The organism is Shewanella sp. Shew256 (genome assembly GCF_002196695.1).
Classification (GTDB): Bacteria; Pseudomonadota; Gammaproteobacteria; order Enterobacterales; family Shewanellaceae; genus Shewanella; species Shewanella mangrovisoli.
Window position 1 is genome coordinate 323467 of the sequence record NZ_NAJR01000005.1, and the last position, 18817, is coordinate 342283.

General features: G+C 48.2%; 7 protein-coding genes. 1 reads left to right on the plus strand and 6 read right to left on the minus strand.

Annotated features, from left to right (window positions below; genetic code table 11):
• Nucleotides 1–14: 14 nt before the first annotated feature.
• The 6 genes from recD to B5P39_RS11975 form a co-directional block, all read right to left on the minus strand.
• Entirely contained in the window at nucleotides 15–2135 is a 2121-nt protein-coding gene (gene recD / locus B5P39_RS11950) for an exodeoxyribonuclease V subunit alpha (protein WP_088211660.1), read from the minus strand.
• On the minus strand, nucleotides 2132–5941 hold the full coding sequence (recB, locus tag B5P39_RS11955) for an exodeoxyribonuclease V subunit beta (protein WP_088211661.1): 3810 nt from the start codon (nucleotides 5939–5941) through the stop codon (nucleotides 2132–2134). The genes recD and recB overlap by 4 nt, the downstream gene beginning before the upstream one ends.
• The gene (gene recC / locus B5P39_RS11960; RefSeq protein ID WP_088211662.1) at nucleotides 5941–9696 is read right to left on the minus strand and encodes an exodeoxyribonuclease V subunit gamma; all 3756 of its coding nucleotides are present in this window, start codon (nucleotides 9694–9696) and stop codon (nucleotides 5941–5943) included. The genes recB and recC overlap by 1 nt, the downstream gene beginning before the upstream one ends.
• 109 nt (nucleotides 9697–9805) lie before the next feature.
• Nucleotides 9806–11953, minus strand: a complete 2148-nt coding sequence (locus B5P39_RS11965) for a transglutaminase TgpA family protein (RefSeq protein ID WP_088211663.1) — start codon at nucleotides 11951–11953, stop codon at nucleotides 9806–9808.
• Nucleotides 11950–13035 (minus strand): DUF58 domain-containing protein, encoded by a 1086-nt coding sequence (locus tag B5P39_RS11970; RefSeq protein WP_088211664.1) that lies wholly within the window; start codon nucleotides 13033–13035, stop codon nucleotides 11950–11952. The genes B5P39_RS11965 and B5P39_RS11970 overlap by 4 nt, the downstream gene beginning before the upstream one ends.
• A gap of 50 nt (nucleotides 13036–13085) precedes the next feature.
• Nucleotides 13086–13997 (minus strand): AAA family ATPase, encoded by a 912-nt coding sequence (locus tag B5P39_RS11975; RefSeq protein ID WP_088211665.1) that lies wholly within the window; start codon nucleotides 13995–13997, stop codon nucleotides 13086–13088.
• A gap of 609 nt (nucleotides 13998–14606) precedes the next feature.
• Between B5P39_RS11975 and B5P39_RS11980 the strand changes: the two genes are divergently transcribed.
• Nucleotides 14607–18476, plus strand: a complete 3870-nt coding sequence (locus B5P39_RS11980; RefSeq protein ID WP_088211666.1) for a DUF4365 domain-containing protein — start codon at nucleotides 14607–14609, stop codon at nucleotides 18474–18476.
• The last annotated feature ends 341 nt before the right edge of the window (nucleotides 18477–18817 follow it).

Consider the following 18817-nt stretch of genomic DNA (forward strand, 5'->3'; position numbering starts at 1 on the left):
CAATAAGTTAACTATTAATCTGTCATCGCTTTATCGCGCCAGAGCCTATCGGCTAAACCTGAGGCCCGCTGGGTAGCTTGTTGGCTTGCACGCTCGAAGACTTGCTGTGTGCCTAAACAGCTAAAGTGTTGTTTTGCACGGGTAATCGCAGTGTAGACTAGCTCCTTGGTGAGCAATTGCCACTGTACTAGGCTCGGATTTGGCGGAAGTACGAGGGCGACGCGATTAAATTCACTGCCCTGACTTTTATGTACCGTCATGGCGTAGCAGGTTTCATGGCTAGGCAGCCTTGCCGGGAGCACTTTAAGCAGTTTGCCGTCGGCTTTAATAAAGTGGGCCATCAGGCGCTCTGGCCTGTTTTCATCCTGCAAAATCAAGCCAATATCACCGTTAAACAAACCTAAGTTATAGTCGTTGCTTTGGATAATAATCGGCCTGCCGAGGTAAAACTCTTGCTGGGGATGGATCAGCTTGGCCTGAGACAGCGCTTTAGTCACAGCTTGATTGATACCTTCGACACCATAATCGCCACTGCGCATGGCACACAGGATGCGATACTGGTTAAAGCGGGCAATGGCTTCGATGGCGCTTGGCACACTGCTTGGATCTGAAATTTGCAGCGGACGTAAATACTCAGCGTATTGCTCACAGGCCTGTGTTAGCAGGGCATGAAGGCCGCTGTTGTTTGCAGGCTCGCTGATTTTGGCTTGGGTCTGGCTCAGATCCATACCGTGTTCTAGCCAAGTAAGCTCGGCCAGTCCCCGTTGCCATACGGTCAAAATCCCCGCCAGATCGGAGCGATTCACCGCACTGGCTAATAGGCCAATGCCCGCATCGCCCTTAAATCTGTGGCTGTGGGTCAACATACACAAACTGTCGCCAATCTTTGGCTCGCGGTGAATATAGGCGCGCAGATCAAAGCCGGTGAGCTTGCTCAATTGTTCGGCCTGGGCTTGGCTATAACGCATTCGCCATTCAGAGTGTTGCTTCGACTCGTATTTTAGCCCTGCGCAAATATCGGCTAGCACGGCGCCAGCTTCAACCGAGGCGAGTTGGTCCTGATCCCCAAGCAGTATCAAACCCGCCTGTTCGGGGAGGGCCGTGAGCAGCTTATACATCATAGGCAAATCGACCATTGAGGCTTCATCGACAATCAAGAGATCTAGTCGCAGGGGATTGCCCTGATGGTGACGAAACTGCGCCGAATTGGGAATTACCCCCAGCAGACGATGTAAGGTTGATGCCTCTTCCGGCACTTGCTTAAGCGCGGCTAACAGCGCTTGAGTTTCGTGACTTTGTTCTTGTTCATTTGTCGCTTGAGCCTGTTTGAGTTCCTGCTCGAGTCTTGCTTTCGAGGCCTTAATCGATTCGCTTAATCGGGCGGCGGCCTTGCCTGTCGGGGCGACGAGTCTTATCTGTTTTGGTGAGTCTAATTGCTGTAACAACAGTAATTTAGTTACTGTGGTGGTTTTGCCTGTGCCTGGGCCGCCGGTGATCACTGCAAGCTTTTTACCGAGCGCCGTTGCCGTCGCCACCTTTTGCCAGTCGATATGAGGTTCAAGGGTTGACGTTGCATGGGAAGATACTGCGTTTGGAAATAAGTAATCGAGCTGCCTGCGTAGCGGCGCGTCTGAATCTTTATCATTGCAGTTGGCGGGCTGACTTAAAGATAGCCTCGTCAGGGCACTGGCCACCTCGGTTTCGAAATGATGATAACGCTCAAGATAGAGTCGGCCGCCATCAAAAATCAGTGGCTTATTGCTGCGAGGTTCGCCAACGGCTTCAAAATTTTGCAGCCTTGCAATCAGCTCTGGCAGGCTCAAACGGATTTGGCAGTGATTAACCGGCTCTGCCATCGGATTGGCTGGCACTATATGTTCGAGCACTAGGCAGGTATGTTGGGCCGAGAGCTGTTGGCTTAACAGGGCGCACAGCAGCATAAACAGCGGCTCTTGGGCGTCATGGGGGTGAAGCCTGGCCATCTCGAGGGCAAAATGGCGGTCGAGCGGGGTGATCAGCCGCTCCTGTTCCCAGTATTTGAGCAGTTCTGTGAGCGGCGCCTTGAGTCTGAGTGCGCCAGCGTCAGCCCATTGGGGTGATACTTTTGGGGGCGTCAGTTCGGTGCTGTGGTTCATGCCATTGCTCCCGTATCCTGTTGATTCACTGAGCTTGTCTCTAGGCTGCGCTGAAACAACGCATCTAAGGCCAAAATAAGCGCCTTGGGCGGTTTATCGTAATAAATACCAAAGCCTGGATATTGCACCGACATTCCCCGTAAAAACAAATAATAACAGCCGCCGATATGGGTATCGTAATCATAATTGGGCAAGCGCATCGCTAAATAGCGGTGCAGCGCAAGGGAGTAGAGAATATATTGCAAATCATACCTATGATCGCCAATCGCCTGTTTCAGCGCACTATGATGATAGGCCTGAATATTATCCCCCAGATGGTTCGACTTATAGTCGGCAATATAAAACTTGCCTTGATATTCAAAGGTTAAGTCGATAAACCCCTTAAGCATGCCCTGTAATTCGTCAAACTGCAGCTCGGTGTCGTAGCCAAATTGCCCTAGGAGTTGGTTAAGCTCAGTATCTTTTAAGCGATTCAGGGGCAGGTAAAACTCCATCTCGACTAAGGTGTGCTGCGGCGCGAGCGCGGCTAAACACAGCTCGGGATTGATAAGCTGATTATCCTGCGCCATTAATGCCAGTGGTGCTTGCAATACCTCAAGGTACCAATCCTCTAATATGGGCTGCCATTCGGGGGCAATGCCGTATTGCAACATGGCCTTAGGTAGCTCTCGCGGTAAGTCGATTTCAGGTTGAGTAAAATCAATTAACTCAAGCACTAAGTGCATAAAACTACCCGCGTTGGCGCCGCGCTCAAAACTAAAGCGATTGAGCAGAGGTTGTGCTTGCTGTGGATCTGCTTCTTGCCACAAAGCATCTTGCCATAAGGAATCTGGCCACAAGGGATCAATAGCGCTATTTGCGGTATCGGTGCCCAATACGGCATTCACTTCATCATCGGCGCCGGGAGTGGCTTTAGCGTGGGGCGTATTTTTAACTAAGCCAGAATAACTGCCAACGCGCCATGGAGTACGATACTGACGGCTGACCTTACGGGCACTCAAGGTATGAGAATCACTTCCTCCCGTATGCAGCTTGTTAGTCTCAATGTCGTCGGCCACCACTTCAATGCTGATCGCAGGCGGACTCGACTCGAGACCTGCGACCAGCGCCTTGGCGGCATTTTGTAGGCGTGAAAAATCACAATCAGTGTCAGTGATCCCAAGCAGATAACCGATGGCGGTTTCATGCAGCTGGCTTTTAAGCCCCGCCTTTAACATGCGGCTATGGTTGGCGATGTACAAATAACACAGGTACACGGGGCGGGTGAGCGCCACATAGAGCAGACGCAGATCTTCGGCTAAGGTTTCCTGCTTTGCCTGTTCCCAACCTTCATCCGAGCCTTCTAAATCCCACACCAGCTCCTGCGCGCCATCGGCATTGGTTCTGTGGTAGAGCATGGGTGTCGGGCGGCGGCGATTGTCCCGCGCAAGGCTGACAAAGGGCACAAAGCACACTGGGTATTCCAGCCCCTTACTCTTATGGATGGTGACGATTTGCACTAAGTTTTGTTCGCTTTCAAGGCGCAGCTGCTGCTCATCTGTCCCTGTGTTATCAATCAGTTGTTGCTCATACCAGTTGAGCAGGGCACTGATCCCATCAATTTCGGTCGCCTTTTGCTGTAACAGCTCGGCTAAGTGGCGAAAATCCGTGAGTCGACGTTCGCCATTGCTTGCCTCAAGATGAGCGGCTGCATCTTGCTCCGCTTGGTCAATGCTTGTCGCATCGGGAGAATGCAGCAGCCGTGCAACCATCTGGGTCGCATTGGCTAGGCTGAGCAGCGCTGGCATAATGCCGCGTTTTTGCCAGATCTGGTGCAGCTCAAAAAACTGCTCTAGCAGTTTTTGGCGCTGCTCTTCATCTTGGTTAAAGGCATGGATTTGCTCGGCGCGATAACCAAGCAGGGCGGTCGCAAGGGCGCTACGCAGGGCACGCTCGTCCTTGGGACTGGCCAAGGCGCGCAGAATGAGCGCCATTTCCCGCGCTTCGACGGTTTCAAATACGCTGTCGCGACTTAAAAAGACGGCGCCAATCTGGCGCTTGCTCAGCGCGGTTTTCATCACGGCCGCTTCGTTTCTATCGCGCACTAAGATGGCGATATCTTTAGCAATTAATGGCCCTTTGGGCGTACGGCATTGACCATTGGCGGCCTGCGTCAGCAAACGGGTTATTTCGGCGGCGGTGTCTTCGGCCAAGGTTTGCCGAGCACTGGCCTTATTGAGCCCAGTTTCGCCTTCACTCAAGAGTTTTAACCGCAGTGCGGCACTATTGGGCGCATGCTCAACGAGTTGTTTGGCCGCCGCACTGGCTGGCGTCTTTACTGGATCGAAGGGAATCGATTGGCTGATAAAAGGATCCGAATGCTGGGCAAATAAATGATTCACGCCGACCACCAGATTGCGGCTCGAGCGATAGTTAGTATCGAGGAAATAGTGTGCCTGGGTCTGTCTGCGCGCCTCGATATAAGTGTAAATATCGGCGCCGCGGAAAGCATAAATCGCCTGTTTTGGGTCGCCAATCATCAGCAGGCTTAATTTGCTATTCGTGCGGTCCTTAGGTTCGGCAGTCTCCAAACCTTGAGCGTCAATCCCCAAACGGGTTTGATAAATCCCTGAGAAAATAGCAAATTGCAGTGGGTCCGTATCTTGGAACTCATCGATTAAGGCCACGGGGAAGCGACTCGCCACCGCCTTAGGCAAAGTGTCGGGATTGGCCAGCATCGCCGCTGCCAAGGTGGTGAGCAAGTCATCGGGTGTCAGCACATTTTTCTGCTGTTTTTGCTTGGCAAAACGCTCGCTGATCCCTTGTTTGGCGCTATAGAGAAATGCGGGTTTTATCGCGTTAATCAGCGCGGCTAACTGCTCCATATGATCAAGCAGTGGCGCCTCGCTCGCACTTGGGAGCACGCCGCCTTTATTCAGCTTAAGCTCGGATAACGACAGAGCCTCGAGCACTTTAAGCGGCGGCAAGCCGTGACCAAAGGCTAAGAAGTTGTCCAGTTGGTCGAACATTTCCGCGAGTTTAGGGTAATTGTCGCTCGCCTTACCAAAACGTTGACCGTTAAGCGGCAGGCTATGCAGTAACTCTAACAGCGCGTCGCGGCCACGCGGCCAGGCGAGTTTAAAGCGCTGCACACTCTGGCTTAAGGACTCTGCCAAACGAGCAAAGGGCTGCACAGGTTTAAGCGGTTTGGCCTCACTGGCACCGAGCAAGGCCCTTAGCTGCTTGACTAATCCGTCGGGATCGCCAAATTCGCTGGCAATGATCTGGGCTAAATACTCCGGCAGCGGATAGCAGGCCTCACGCCAAAAGTCCCGCACCGCATGGTGTAAAAACTCGCTGTCGTCTAAGGTGAAATCCGACTCGAACAACAATGATGATTCGAAGGCGAGATCGGCCAAAATTCGTTGACAAAATCCATGAATCGTAAAAATTGCCGCTTCGTCGAGGGATTTGAGCGCCAAATCGAAGCGTCTCAGGGCGATAGCGCGCTCGGCTTCAGGGGTCTTATCGTACAGCGCCTGCACAAAAGGATCGTTAATCTCTAATCCTAAGAAACACTTAAAGGCCACCTGAATGCGGCGGCGAATCCTGTCCCTCAGCTCCTCAGTGGCGGCATTGGTAAAGGTCACGACCAGAATTTGTTCACAATTGAGCGGTTCGCTTAAGCCATCCCCAAGCAGTAATCTGAGATACAGACCGGAAATGGTATAGGTTTTCCCCGTGCCCGCACTGGCCTCGATTAAGCGACTGCCACCAAATGGCAGGGTAAGCGGATCTAACGGCAAAGCGGGTGATATCTTGGTCATCAGAGTGCTCCCTCTGAACTGGCGGTTGGGGCTTCATTCAGGGCAAATTCCTCGAGTTGGGCGAGGGTATCCTTGTGATACAGGCTAAGCATTGGCCGATAGATGTCATCGGCGAGTTTGCCAAAATGTGCCTCGGTAAAGTCATCGGGAAAATGAAACAGCCGCTGATAATGGGGATCTGTACCCTCGCCAAGTTCACCTTGCTCGTCCAGCCATTCGCTCTGTGCCGCTTCGAGCCGTGCTTTGTGCGGGTCTGTGCTTGTGTGCGAGTCTTCTGCTTCATGCGCCTCAGCGCTGGCATAGGCGAGGGAGGTTCTTGGCATAAAACACAGGGGATGAATTTGGCCCTGATAAAAATGCTGTAATAAGTTGGCAAGCTGCGCATGGGCAAGCGCTGGCGTAATGGGCGCGAGGGCATGAAAATGCCCCATATCCAGCAGATAGCTAGGTTGCAGGTAGCTAGGTTGAGTCACTCCTGCGGCCATCAAACATAAATGACGTAAATACAGGGCTAAAATGTCCCGCCCATGGGCACTGCCGGGGCGGCAAGTCACCAATCCCTTAGGGCTGATGTCATCGATACGGCCTTCGAGGAGCACGCGTTTAGTTTTTACCTGAGTCCCTACGCTCTGAGCGTGGGGTAACTCAAAGCTGAGCCGAATATCGGCATGGCGGGGAGCAACATCGCCGCGCATAAACAGGGTTCTACCGATCAGCGGCGCGATATCATGGCTGTATTGGCGCAGCAGCAGATCATCAAAGGGCTGCATTGGCAAATTACCACTGGCCTTAAGGCGTTGTAACAGTTCAGTACTGGGTTCGTTTTGCCCTTGCTCAAGCGCATCACCAAGGAGCTGAGCCTGTAATAAATAGCGCTCTAACGCATTAAGGCTAAAGGGCTCATCGTTATCATCTGCTTGAATATTCAGGTTTAAATCGACTTTCAGGGTACGATTAAAGAAATACTGCGCGGGATTGCGAAAGAAGCGAATAAAGGCCGAGATATCGACATGCTCTGCTTCGCCAAGGGGCTCAATATCCTGAACACTGTCACCTAGTGCCTCATCTTCGAGCACTATCTGGGTATCTGGCTCAATAAATCGACCATGCTGCAACTGACTGTGGCTATCGGGCGGACACCACTGCTGACTATAACTCTGTTTTATCCCGTTAGAGGCGGGCGGACACCACTGCTGACTATAACTCTGTTTTATCCCGTTAGAGGCGGGCGTTTGCGCCAGTGCTGCTTGATACAGTTTAGGATCAAAAGGTTGCAGCGGCTGATGGCTCACAATAGCATCCAGTAGTGCCTGCTGAGCATCTTCGTTACTGACATTAGCTGCTTCTGCCGCAAGGGATTCAGGCAGATAACACAACTGACAATATTCAATCAGCTCGGAGACCAGCATCGATGGAATACGCTCCGAGTTATCCCGTTCACTACGGCCAATATAGCTGATATACAGCTGCTCTCGAGCCGAGAGTAACGCTTCTAAAAACAGGTATCTATCATCTAATCTGCGGGAACGATCGCCTTTGCGCGCACCAAAATGCGCCATCAGATCAAAGCCCACAGGATGTTGCACCCTAGGATAGACACCATCATTCATACCCAGCAGGCACACGACCTTGAAGGGAATCGAGCGCATCGGCATTAAGGTACAAAAATTCACGCTGCCCGCGAGGTATCGCTGGCCGACACGTGACTCGGTTAAGCGTTGATTAAACCAGAGTGCCAGCACTTCGATGCTTAAATCTAAGTCGTTGGCCTGTGCCCCCATATCGGCAGGGCTTGCGGCAAGCAGCTCTTGTTCTAAGGCGGCAATCGCATCGCGAATTTCCTGCAACTGCTCACGCTCGTCCTCATCGGGGGCGTAAAAGGCATTTAACAGCTCGGTGAGTTCGAGTAATCGCAATGAGGGCGCTTGCGCCTTGGCTAATACTTGGGTGGTTTCATCGAGGACTTCAATAAAATTCAACAGTTTGCCAAGGGCCTGCGCCGATTGGCCCTCCACCCCAGCAACGGTTAAGTAGTGCATTCCCTGCGGGGATGATTGATATAGCGGCGCATCGTCCCGTAAGGCATAGCCTAAGATTAAGCGTTTTATGCCAAAGGCCCAGGAGTTTTGCTCGAAGGCGGGCACGCCCTGCTTAAGGCGGCTCTGTTCATCGCGGCCCCAACGCACACCGGCTTCATCTAACCAACGCCGAATGAGTGGCAGCTCGTCTTCCTCGAGCTGAAAACGTCGCAAAATGGCTGGGACTTCGAGAATGCTTAAAATATCCGTCAGTCCGAAGCGGCTCTGATTAATATTGAGTAAATTCAAAAAGCTATTAATGAGTGGCGATTCCTGCGCCGCGCCGCGGTCGGCAATGGCGTAGGGGATATATTCCAGTCCCTGTTTGGCAGCAAACACCGCATCGATATAGGGCGCGTAGGCGGCGACATCCGGCATCATTACCACTATGTCTTTGGGCGTGAGTTGGTTGTCGCTATCGAGCAGATCGAGTAAATGATCGTGCAGGGTTTCGACTTCCCTAAGCGGGCTGTGGCAACTCTTGATTTGAATTGAATCATCGTCGGCTGTTAATACTCGACGATTCGCGACCTCTTGATATAGCTCAGCATCCGGCCCGAGTACGCGATCGAGTGTCTGCATTTCTAAGATATCGTATTGCACCCCTGCCAGCATGCTAGCGTTGGAGTGGGGATCGTTAGGATCACCGCAGGGCTCGCAGTACACATCGTCCCCAAAGTCACAGTGTTCTGGGGGCAATTCGAGCAGCATGTCGAGTAATTCACGGCCCATCTTGCCATTGTTGGCGAGCAGGGGATTGCCGACTTCGAGTTTATCTTCCCATTGCTCGGCTAATTGGCGTTTTCCGGCATATTGCAATGCCATACGCGCCCGATAGCGTGGGTCGATAATGTCGCCCCAATAATGCTGACAGGGGCTAAGGCTTAAGATAATCACATCGATGCGGCTCGCGAGCTGGTGGAGCACATCGATAGTTTGGGGCGCCATGGAGGAGATCCCAAACACAAATAAACGCTGCGGCAATTTTGCGAGTGAATTGGCGCTATCGCCCAATGCGGCAATTAAATCCTGATGCAGATTGGCCCTGTGGTAGTGGCTTTGACGCAGCTCATCGCGGTTGTAGGCAATCAGTGCGCGCCAGAGGATGGGTTGCCAGCTCTGCTCCTCATTCAATTTGAGCGATTGGAGCGGTTCATTGGCTTCCCATGCTGCAATCCAGTCGGGGCGGTAAACCAAATATTGGTCGAAGATATCGGCGATACGGCCGCAAAGTTGGTAAAGCTTAATATCATCGGCGCTTATGGCGTCAAGCTGATGGTTGCTATTGAGGTCAGCCGCGCTCGATTCCACCTTGTCTAAGCTATGGCCCAAATAATGGCGCAGTGGCCCAAAGGAAGGTTCATCCAGAAGCCGTGGCAGTAGCTGCATCAGCTTCCAGGTCATTGCCGCCTTAGTGAAGGCGTTTTCCTTGGGGACATTGGGGAGTAAATCGTGGCAGAGTTGCCAAATAAAGCTGGAAGGTAGCGGGAACTCCAGTGCGGCGGCAATACCATTTTGTTTTGCAATTTCAAGGCGTAACCAAGTCGACATCCCGGGGCTTTGTACCAAAATATGCTCACTTTGCAATAACGCAGCGCCGGGTAGTGGCTGGCGCAAATACGCGGCAAGATGGGCACAGAGCACTTCCATTTGATTGGATTGGATTAACTTCAGCATATTCGACTCACGATTTGGGATTGCTGTTATGCATAGCAAAGTGGCTTGGCAATTCTATGTGACTGATTTATAAGATTCAACAATCTTGTCCGCCTGCGGTTTATCCCGCCTATTTTAACTGTTTACTCGGGCCAAATAGTCGCCAGTTAAGGGCTTTAGCGGCAGCATTAAAGCGCTTTAGCGCCGTTTGATAGTCACCGTCCGCAAGCTGTTGGTATTTCAGCGCGACATAGCTTTGGGTCAGGGTGTCAAACTCACGGCAAAACTCTGGAGATTGCTGCTGATGCATGTCAATAAGCTGCGCGGCAAACGCATTCGGGCCTAAGTGAGCAGGGCGAGTGATGCCAAATTTACTGAGGCGCTGGCAGATACGTTGGTACTTGGCGCTGATGGGGTCCTGCTCCCGTTTAAAGCGAAACAGCCCCACACTGTAGGCGATATAGAGGCCGATAAGGCTAATACACACACTCATAAACACCGCCACCTTGGTTTTAGTGACATCCCCTAAAATGCCGCTTAACACTTTGTTTTGCCGTTCCTGATTGAAACCGAGCACCCAGAGACTCCAGTAATAATCGAGACTGGCAAAGCGCTGCCTTAACTCGTTGAGCCAAGGCATAGATTTAAAGCGCAAACTGCTAAAAGGGCTTTCTTGCAGGTAGCTTTGCTCGGGGGAGAACTCGGCATCGAAGCCTTGTTCAATTCGGTTAGGGGCGACCATGGCCGTTGGATCGAATCGTACCCAACCTTCATTTTCGAGCCAGACTTCTGCCCAAGCGTGGGCCATATATTGATACACACTCAGGTAATCGGCCTGCGGGTTGTATTCACCCCCTTGATAACCCGTGACCATACGCGCGGGTAAGCCGGTGGCCCGCGCCATAAAGATAAAGGCGGAGGCGTAATGGGCGCAAAATCCGGCTTTATTTTCAAACAGAAAATCATCAACTTGCTGCGGGCCAATGGGCGGCGGGGTGAGGGTATAGAAAAACGGTTCGCGATTAAAATAGCCCATCATGGCGAGCAGACGCTGCTTTGGCTCGGGATAGTTGGCCTTAAACTCGGTGGCGAGCGCTAGGGTTTTGGGGTTAGTGCCCTCGGGCAGTTTCAGGTTTGTTTGCCGCTGTTTGGCACTTAGCTTGAGATCCATTTGGGCCTTAGGAAACGAACGTGCACTGTAGCCCATGCGCTGATCGACATTACGTAGGGAATAGAGTCGATAATCGGGTAGGTTAATGACCTTTTCATCTTGGCTATAGGCCACATCCAGCCCGAATAACCAAGGCTGGTGGCTGGGTTCAACAATCACTTGATAGTCGTATCGCTGCGGCACATTGCTGCCTGTGTCATCCGTCATCGCTGTGGGGAGTTGCCGTGCGGGATCTGGCCTTGAGGGCGGAAAAAACAGCGCATCCTTTTGAATTTGTTTGATGCCGACATCTTGGCGCCAGGTTTGGCCGTCGTAATCTTCCAGCACTAGCGCGCGCCAATAGAGTTCGGCTTGGATGGGTCTCGCTTCGGTAAAGCTTACCCTAAAGGCCAGTGCGGAGGAGCGAGTGAGTTTGCTGATATCGCTCACGGAAAGGGTATCCGAGAGCCCGGTTTGGGCTTCCTTCATATTCGGGACTAGCCAGAGCGGGGCAAAGCGCGGCAACACCAAAAATAGCAGTAGCGCCAGTGGCACACTCTGCAGCAATAATTTAGCGCCAATCCAAGCTGTGTGTTGCCAGTTGTGTTTGCTTTGATACAGGGTCACCAGTACGCAGGTATTGATGATAGTGACACCAATTAAATGCACGGTATTGAGCATGGATTGATGGTCGATAAAGGTCAGCGCAATTAAAAAGTAGCCCACAATCACCACGGCGCGCACATCTCGAACGCTACGCATCTCAATGTATTTTAAGGCGTAACCTAAAATCAGCAGGTTGACTAAGGCGTTTAATAGCCCAATCTCACCCGATACCAACGCGAGGGTAATCGCGGCGCCAATGGCAAGGCTAGTGACTAAGTAGCGTGGTGGTTTTGCCACTTTGCCAACATAGATACCGACTCGCCACACCAGGCAAATAGCGCAGATCCCAAGGGTCCAAGGCGTCGTTTTATCGAATAAGGGGCTGAGTACCGCAATATTGGTGAGCAGCAGCCAAAGTAGCGTTTGGCGGCTGATATTGTCCCCCGTCTGCGGCCCATTGGCATGATAGGTCGTCAGTTTAGATGGATTCACCTTTTGATGCGTCGAAGTTTGCGTTGTCATCGCCGCGGCTCCATTTTTGCAGCATGAACGCCTTGCCCATGGGGAGGAAGCGGGTGCTTATGGCTAACGCCTTGGTTATTTGTCAATTTATCGGTTTTATCCAGCGTGCTGATATCTTGCCCGTAGAGTGCGAGCGCCCTTTGGCAGGCGATGCGATGGGCATTGCCCGTATCGGGTGTGAGGATCAGATCTTCCGCCCCGACACGTTGTAGCCACAGACCAAAATATTGCTCCTGCTGACTCAAATGGTTGACTTGCCAACTGAGCTGACCTAATTGCTGTTCAAGCTGCGCGGGATCGGGGACTAAGGTTAACCATACAGGATCGCCCTGAGGCTGCTCGAACTCCTTGGTTAACATGCCGCGTCCTTGGGCCCATTGTTTCCATGCCACTTGTTTGAGGGATTCTCCGAGCACGTGGGGCTTAAGCCCTTTGTATTCATCGATTCCGGCAATGTATTTTCCGGCTCGTTCTAACCGTTCGTCCTCACCGGATTCGGTGGCCGCTTTTAGCTGCAAAGGGCTTTCAATCGGATGGGCGTAGACAATGTGCGCATTATCGAGATCAATATGGGACCAAGCGCGGCAAAGCCCTAAGGGATAAAAGGATTCAATCTTAAGTCGGCCAGGCGATACTAGGCCGCGGCGATCATGGGCAAACGAGACTAGGGCTTGCACCTCATCGGCGCCGACCTGTTTGAGTAAGTAAGCTAAATTATTCGGATAATTTAGGCTGATATTGTGGCTGCTGTGACTTGAGGTGAGCAGGACCGGAAAGGTGATAGTTTCGCCCGCATATACCTCCGGCGCCGTGAGCGCGCGAAGGCGCAAACCTGCGAGATTTTTATAGCTGTAGAGGATGCAGGTATTAAATAGACTGAGTAGCAAAATACTCAGGCCAATCACTAGGTTGTTTTGATAGTTAGTGCCAAACAGATACAGCAGCAGTACCAGAGCAAGCCAGACTAAACCAAAGCCACTGGGCAGAATAAAGATGCTGCGATGGCTTAGGACAAACTCGGAACTGGGCGGCATGCGCCTTGCCAACCAGCGTTGCCAGAAAGCCGTCAATACTCGTTTCATCCTGTCCTCATCATAGTCTGAGCATCCTTATCGATATGATTAGCAAGGCATTACATGATGGGATTGACGCTGGCGAGGATCCGCTCCGAGAGCGCTTCCCCCTGCAATTGGCTGCTGGTGCGCAGTCGATGTTCGGCCACGCTGCAAAACACCGCTTGCACATCTTCGGGGACTAAATAGTGTCTTCCCTCTAAAAATGCCCATGCTTTAGCTGCCTGCAATAGGGCTTTGGTCGCGCGGGGCGATAAGCCGACGGCATCGGTTTGGTTGCGCGACTCATGCACTAATGCCAAGACATAATTGAGCAGCGCATCGGACGCCGCGACCTTGTCGCATTGTTCTTGCAACTGGGTTAACGCCAGCGGGGTTAAACATTGGGGTAAATTATCGAGGGTTTGCGGCGTTTGCTCGCTTTTCAGCATCGCCAGCTCCGCATCATGGCTAGGATAACCGATAGAAATCCGCATCATAAAGCGGTCGAGTTGGGATTCGGGCAGCGGAAAGGTGCCCGATTGCTCCGTGGGGTTTTGCGTGGCAATCACAAAAAACGGATTAGGTAATCTGTGGGTGATGCCATCGACAGAAATTTGCTGCTCGGCCATGGCCTCGAGCAGGGCGCTCTGAGTCTTAGGGCTGGCGCGGTTAATCTCATCGGCCAGCACCATCTGTTTAAAAATCGGCCCCGGATGAAACACAAATTGCGCTTGGTGTTTATCAAAAATCGATACCCCGAGAATATCGGCGGGCAGCATATCACTGGTAAATTGAATACGTTGATAGCTAAGGCCTAGGCTTTGGGCGAGGGCATGGGACAGGCTGGTTTTACCCATGCCGGGTAAATCTTCAATTAATAGGTGCCCACGGGCGAGAATACAGGCGAGGGCTAAGCGAATTTGCCGTGGCTTGCCTAATAATACTTGTTCAAGTTGTTGTAATAGTTGGCTTAAACCAGAATGTGCCACGGGAGACTCCTTGTGCATGGATAAGGTCATTCGCTCTACCACTATGGCGGAATATGTCGCGCTTAGCCAGTCGCTTTTACTGTGAAATCAATCGGCTTAGTGTGATTCTTACCGTCAACAGAGAGGTGAGCCAAGGCATTCCATTATCTTCACACCGTATGATTTGAGGCTGAAAAGCGTTAATAGAGTAGGTAAAGCGGTGAAGGATTTATTAGATTTCTAAGTTATTTCTGATCCGGTTTTATAGGTGAGCCATGGCATTTGCTCAACGACGCGCAGCAAGTCCTTCCGTGGATGCTCGACCGCCCCGTCCGTGGGGCGGACGGTCGTCTCGCTAATCGCCATGGCTCACCTTGCTTGCATCAGTGTCGCCTGTGGGTTTTAAAGAAAGACAGAACAGCTTTGGGACATAAATGATTTACCGTAAGTGAGTAGTACCTAGCCTGAAAATAAGTTTGTGCGAGTTACGTTACAAATTTACGTCATAACCACATATCTAAACGAGTGATGCTAATTGTTTACCTAATTAGAAAATCAAGTTTCACCTTGATGACGTTGTGTTAAATTAATGACATAGTATTTAACGCTGTATGGAATCGGAAGTTTGTCATGAGTGATTTACCGAGAGAAGGTAGAAGCCAAGAAATAGGAAGGCTTGCGGGAAGAGCGATGGGTATCAAATTGCCTAAAACTTGGATAGAGAAAGAGCTTGATGGAGATTCAGATTTCGGCATTGACTACCTTATGCAGTTAAAATCGAGCTCAAGTGCGGTTTCATATAGTTTTTACTTACAATTAAAGGGAACAACGGATCCTCAGTACAGTTCTGATGGTGACTTTATATCTTATAGCTTTAAGGTAAAGGCACTTCAATATTACCTCAGACAAGAGCCTTTAGTCATGGTTGCTGTGGTCGATCTTAAGGATAATGAAGACGAACTATGGAACTGCCCAATATATTATCTATGGCTTGAAGATAAATGGTTTTTTGACAATAAAGATAAATTAGAAACTCAAGAATCTATATCGATAAAAGTACCTAAAACGAACTTGTTGACACCAAGTTTAGAAGTTTTTGGTTACTATGAGCAGCGGATAAATGAAAAGTTTAAAATTGCAGAGCTAAAAAAAGAAATACAACCTCATACTCAAGATGTCGCAAAGTCTATAGAGTATATTACAAGTGCTATTTCTGAAAAACCTATTCTTCTAAAAGCGGCTGAAAAACAAGGTGATGAACCTTGGATTGTTAACCCTGACGGCGAGACTCCAACAAAGCTAAAGTTATGCAGCGACTACTTAAATAGCAACCAGTTGGATAGCGCCAACGATTTATTAGCTGAGTTGGAAAGAGAGTTTTCTGAAATCACCTCGCATGAGAAAGCTGAATTTCTTTATCAAAAAGGCGCATTTCTGTCATTACAAACGAAGTTTAAAGAAGCGAAAAAGTATTTTGAAGATGCATTGCAATATTCAGATAAAGACCGATATAAATTAGGTTTCTTAGAGTCAAAATTTAAGCTTCCTGAAATTCCAGAACAAAATGAACTTCAAGAGATAGCTGACTCATTGAATGATGATGATTATGGCAATGCAATGACTAAATGCAAATGTTTGGCGTTAATAGGTAAAGCTGACGAAGCACTAAATATTTTAAAAGCAAAGCACCCGAACAGGATAGTCGGACAGTTATTAGTTCTTACTTTAACCAAAAAATATGAAGAGCTTGACCAACTGTTAAATAGCAATAGCGAAGACCTTTTAGACAAGGACCGTGATAGATATTCCTATCATACGTTCGCCGCTAGGAGGGCATACTTCAAAGCGACGTCTGGAAGTTTTATATATAGTGAAGTGTTACCTATTCAGGGCCAAACTACTTTTGATATTCAGTTATTAAAAAAGGCACTCTTTCATGCAGAAAAGGCGTGGGGTTTTGCAAAAAAAACAGGATACCCCAGTGATATAACTATTCTGGTAGAGATTAGTGCGTTGATTTTTGGTTATTTTAATAAACTAGATGAGTTATTTTATCACTTTGAAGAAATTTTAAAGCAAAGACCACATAGTGTTGATATAGTAAAATACTATGCCACACTCGCTTTTAACAAAGGGCTTTACGAGAAAACGATTTATTTACTTGAGTCTCAAAGCGTCGAGTATGATGGTAGCGATTATGGCTTACTAACTTTATCGTATTATCACCTCGGAAAATCAAGAGATGCACTTGAATATTTGCGCAATGGAGAATCGCGAATATTAGATGATAAGCCACAAAATTCAGCACTACTGTTTTGTGTAGGTTCAGAATTAGCTCAAAAGCAATTGGATGAAGATCTGGCTAGAAAGTACATAGATTTGGTTAAAGGGTTTGAGAACGGTGAAGCTATATTAGCCATCAACTCTTTTATTCAAAACTCTAATCAAAACCCTGACTGTAGGCATCAATATTGTGATCAGCTCTACGAGGATTTCCAACGCCTAAATAAGCCAGTTGAAATAGCAGAGCAGCTATTTCGATATTTAAATCCTACAGAAATTGAACAAGCCCACCGCCTTTGTGAGCTTGCAGATCGCATATTGTTGTCTCATGAACTATTCGAAAAAGATTATTTGAGATTAGCTCAAGCTTATATAGCTACTTCCCAGCATGAGTTAGCACTTTCTATAGCCAAAAAACACATAGACAGAGATGTTTACGATCCATATTGGGCGATTATACAAACTGTTTGTTACCATAACATTGGGCGACTGGGCTTAGCTCATGATGTTATAAAAAGGGCAATAGATGAGAACCCATTCTCTCTTGAACATCGCCATTATTACGCCAATATATGCCTACAAATGGGATTAATTGATGAAGTAGAAAGTGCTCTATTTGACATTTTAGAGGCATCTACAGAGCGCGAGCATAAGATTTCAGTTTTAGCTAATCTCATTTCAATATTATCTTCTAATGCAAATAGAGCAGTAAAAACGGCTGCGGCAATTAGAAAGTTTGGTAAATTAGTTAACCAAAATGATGTGGAAGAAGAGGGACGTTTTTTAATCTTCTTTCTTACCTCTGCAAATACTGAAGATAAAGATGAAATAGCAGAGTTTCAGGAAAGACTGAAAAACTATGTAAATAATTTCCCAGATTCACCCATTTTAAAACATGGGCATGTGGATGTAGAAGGTGGCGCAGATTCATTGATAGCTTCGCTTCACAAGATGGCTGGTATAACCGATGAGCAGTTAGCTAAGTGGGAGCAAAACAAGCTAAAGATTAGAAACGGTAGTTTACCTGCACCTTTTGTTTTGCTTGAGAGGTTTCTGGGTGATACTCATGATATTTTTACTAGTTGGATGCTCTCTTTGAATAGTGCTAACCAGCATTTAGAGTTCAAGATCAAACATGCACCACAATTAGATATGCAAATTTTTGACCTAGAGTTTACATCTGGGCGAACCGTAATTATTGAAGATACATCGATTTTGATATTACATGAGTTGCAACTGTTGAAGCCATTCCTAGAAACGGTTTCTGAGTTTTGTTTACTAAACTCAACATTCAAAAGTTTTGCCCAAAATAGTCATCCAGTTGCAGGCGCTATATACAGTGGGCTGGCAAAAAATATCTTAGATACGTTAAATAAATTTAAATCGAAAATGATTCTATTTTCGGATGACAACAGTAACCTTGTAGAATCTTATCGTGGGTTCATAAATAGCAATGACGCATTATTCATAGTTGATGACTTAAACTTACTCCATCTAGTTAATGTGACTAATAAGGAACAAGTTACCAGTGCAAACATCTTTAACGTCATTGAGATGTTGCACAATAAATCTCATCTATCAAACGAAGAGAAATTTTCACTGATTTCAAAGGCTGCGTCACTTGGCTTTCAAATACCTAATATGACTTTAAGCTTGCTTGCCGAAACTCTAGCGTTTCACTCAAAGACCCTGAACGAAACTGACTATTTAAATACTGATTTTAAAGTGATTTTTGATAAAGTGTTTGCAGCAGATAGAGAAACTGTAGAAACTGTAGAACTTTTTCTTAAAATGCTTGGCTTATCTATTAATCAATTTGATATGGTTATACAGCCAACACCAATTCTGGCGCTTTTAAGAAGTTTTCTATTGAGACACTGCTACAAAGATTTAGAGTCATTCATTGATTTTGTCTTTGTTTATCTGGCATTAACTACTCCTGTAAAAATAGACTCACAACTAATTTCAACGAGTAAGGTACATGTAGAGTTGTGGCAGTTATATCAATATATTCAGCTCAGTAATAGTGATGGGAATATTTCCATCGATGAGCTTGTTGTTAAGGTGGTGGTGCAAATTTTTATGCTCCAAGATAAATTAAGACAGCCCGCTTATCACAGCATTAAGCACTGCTTTGTACCGTTTACTTTTGAAAGTGAAACTTTTGAAAAAGCATATCTAGAGGCTTCACTTCAGTATCGGCTATTTAATTCGTGATAGTAGTTTCACTAGGAACCAAATCAGGCATATCACTTTATTTTTACGTGAACATATCATTATTTTTCTCGCAAAATTAACCTTATTTTCTGCCTTTTGTAGGAGGGTAACACAGGTATGTACAATAATATGAATTTTGTGAATACAAGTATGCTTTTCACTTCTTCGAGACGCTTTGGATAACACCTTCAACGTTATGAACTTAACTATTGTCTAACTCATTTTGGGGCAAAAGCTATTCGCCAAATGAACAGTTCAATGGTCGTTAAGATTGGCATTGTTGCAACTGTGACCGTTGGCGACATGGCCGCTCTTTCACATCCATGTGAACGCGGCATTCG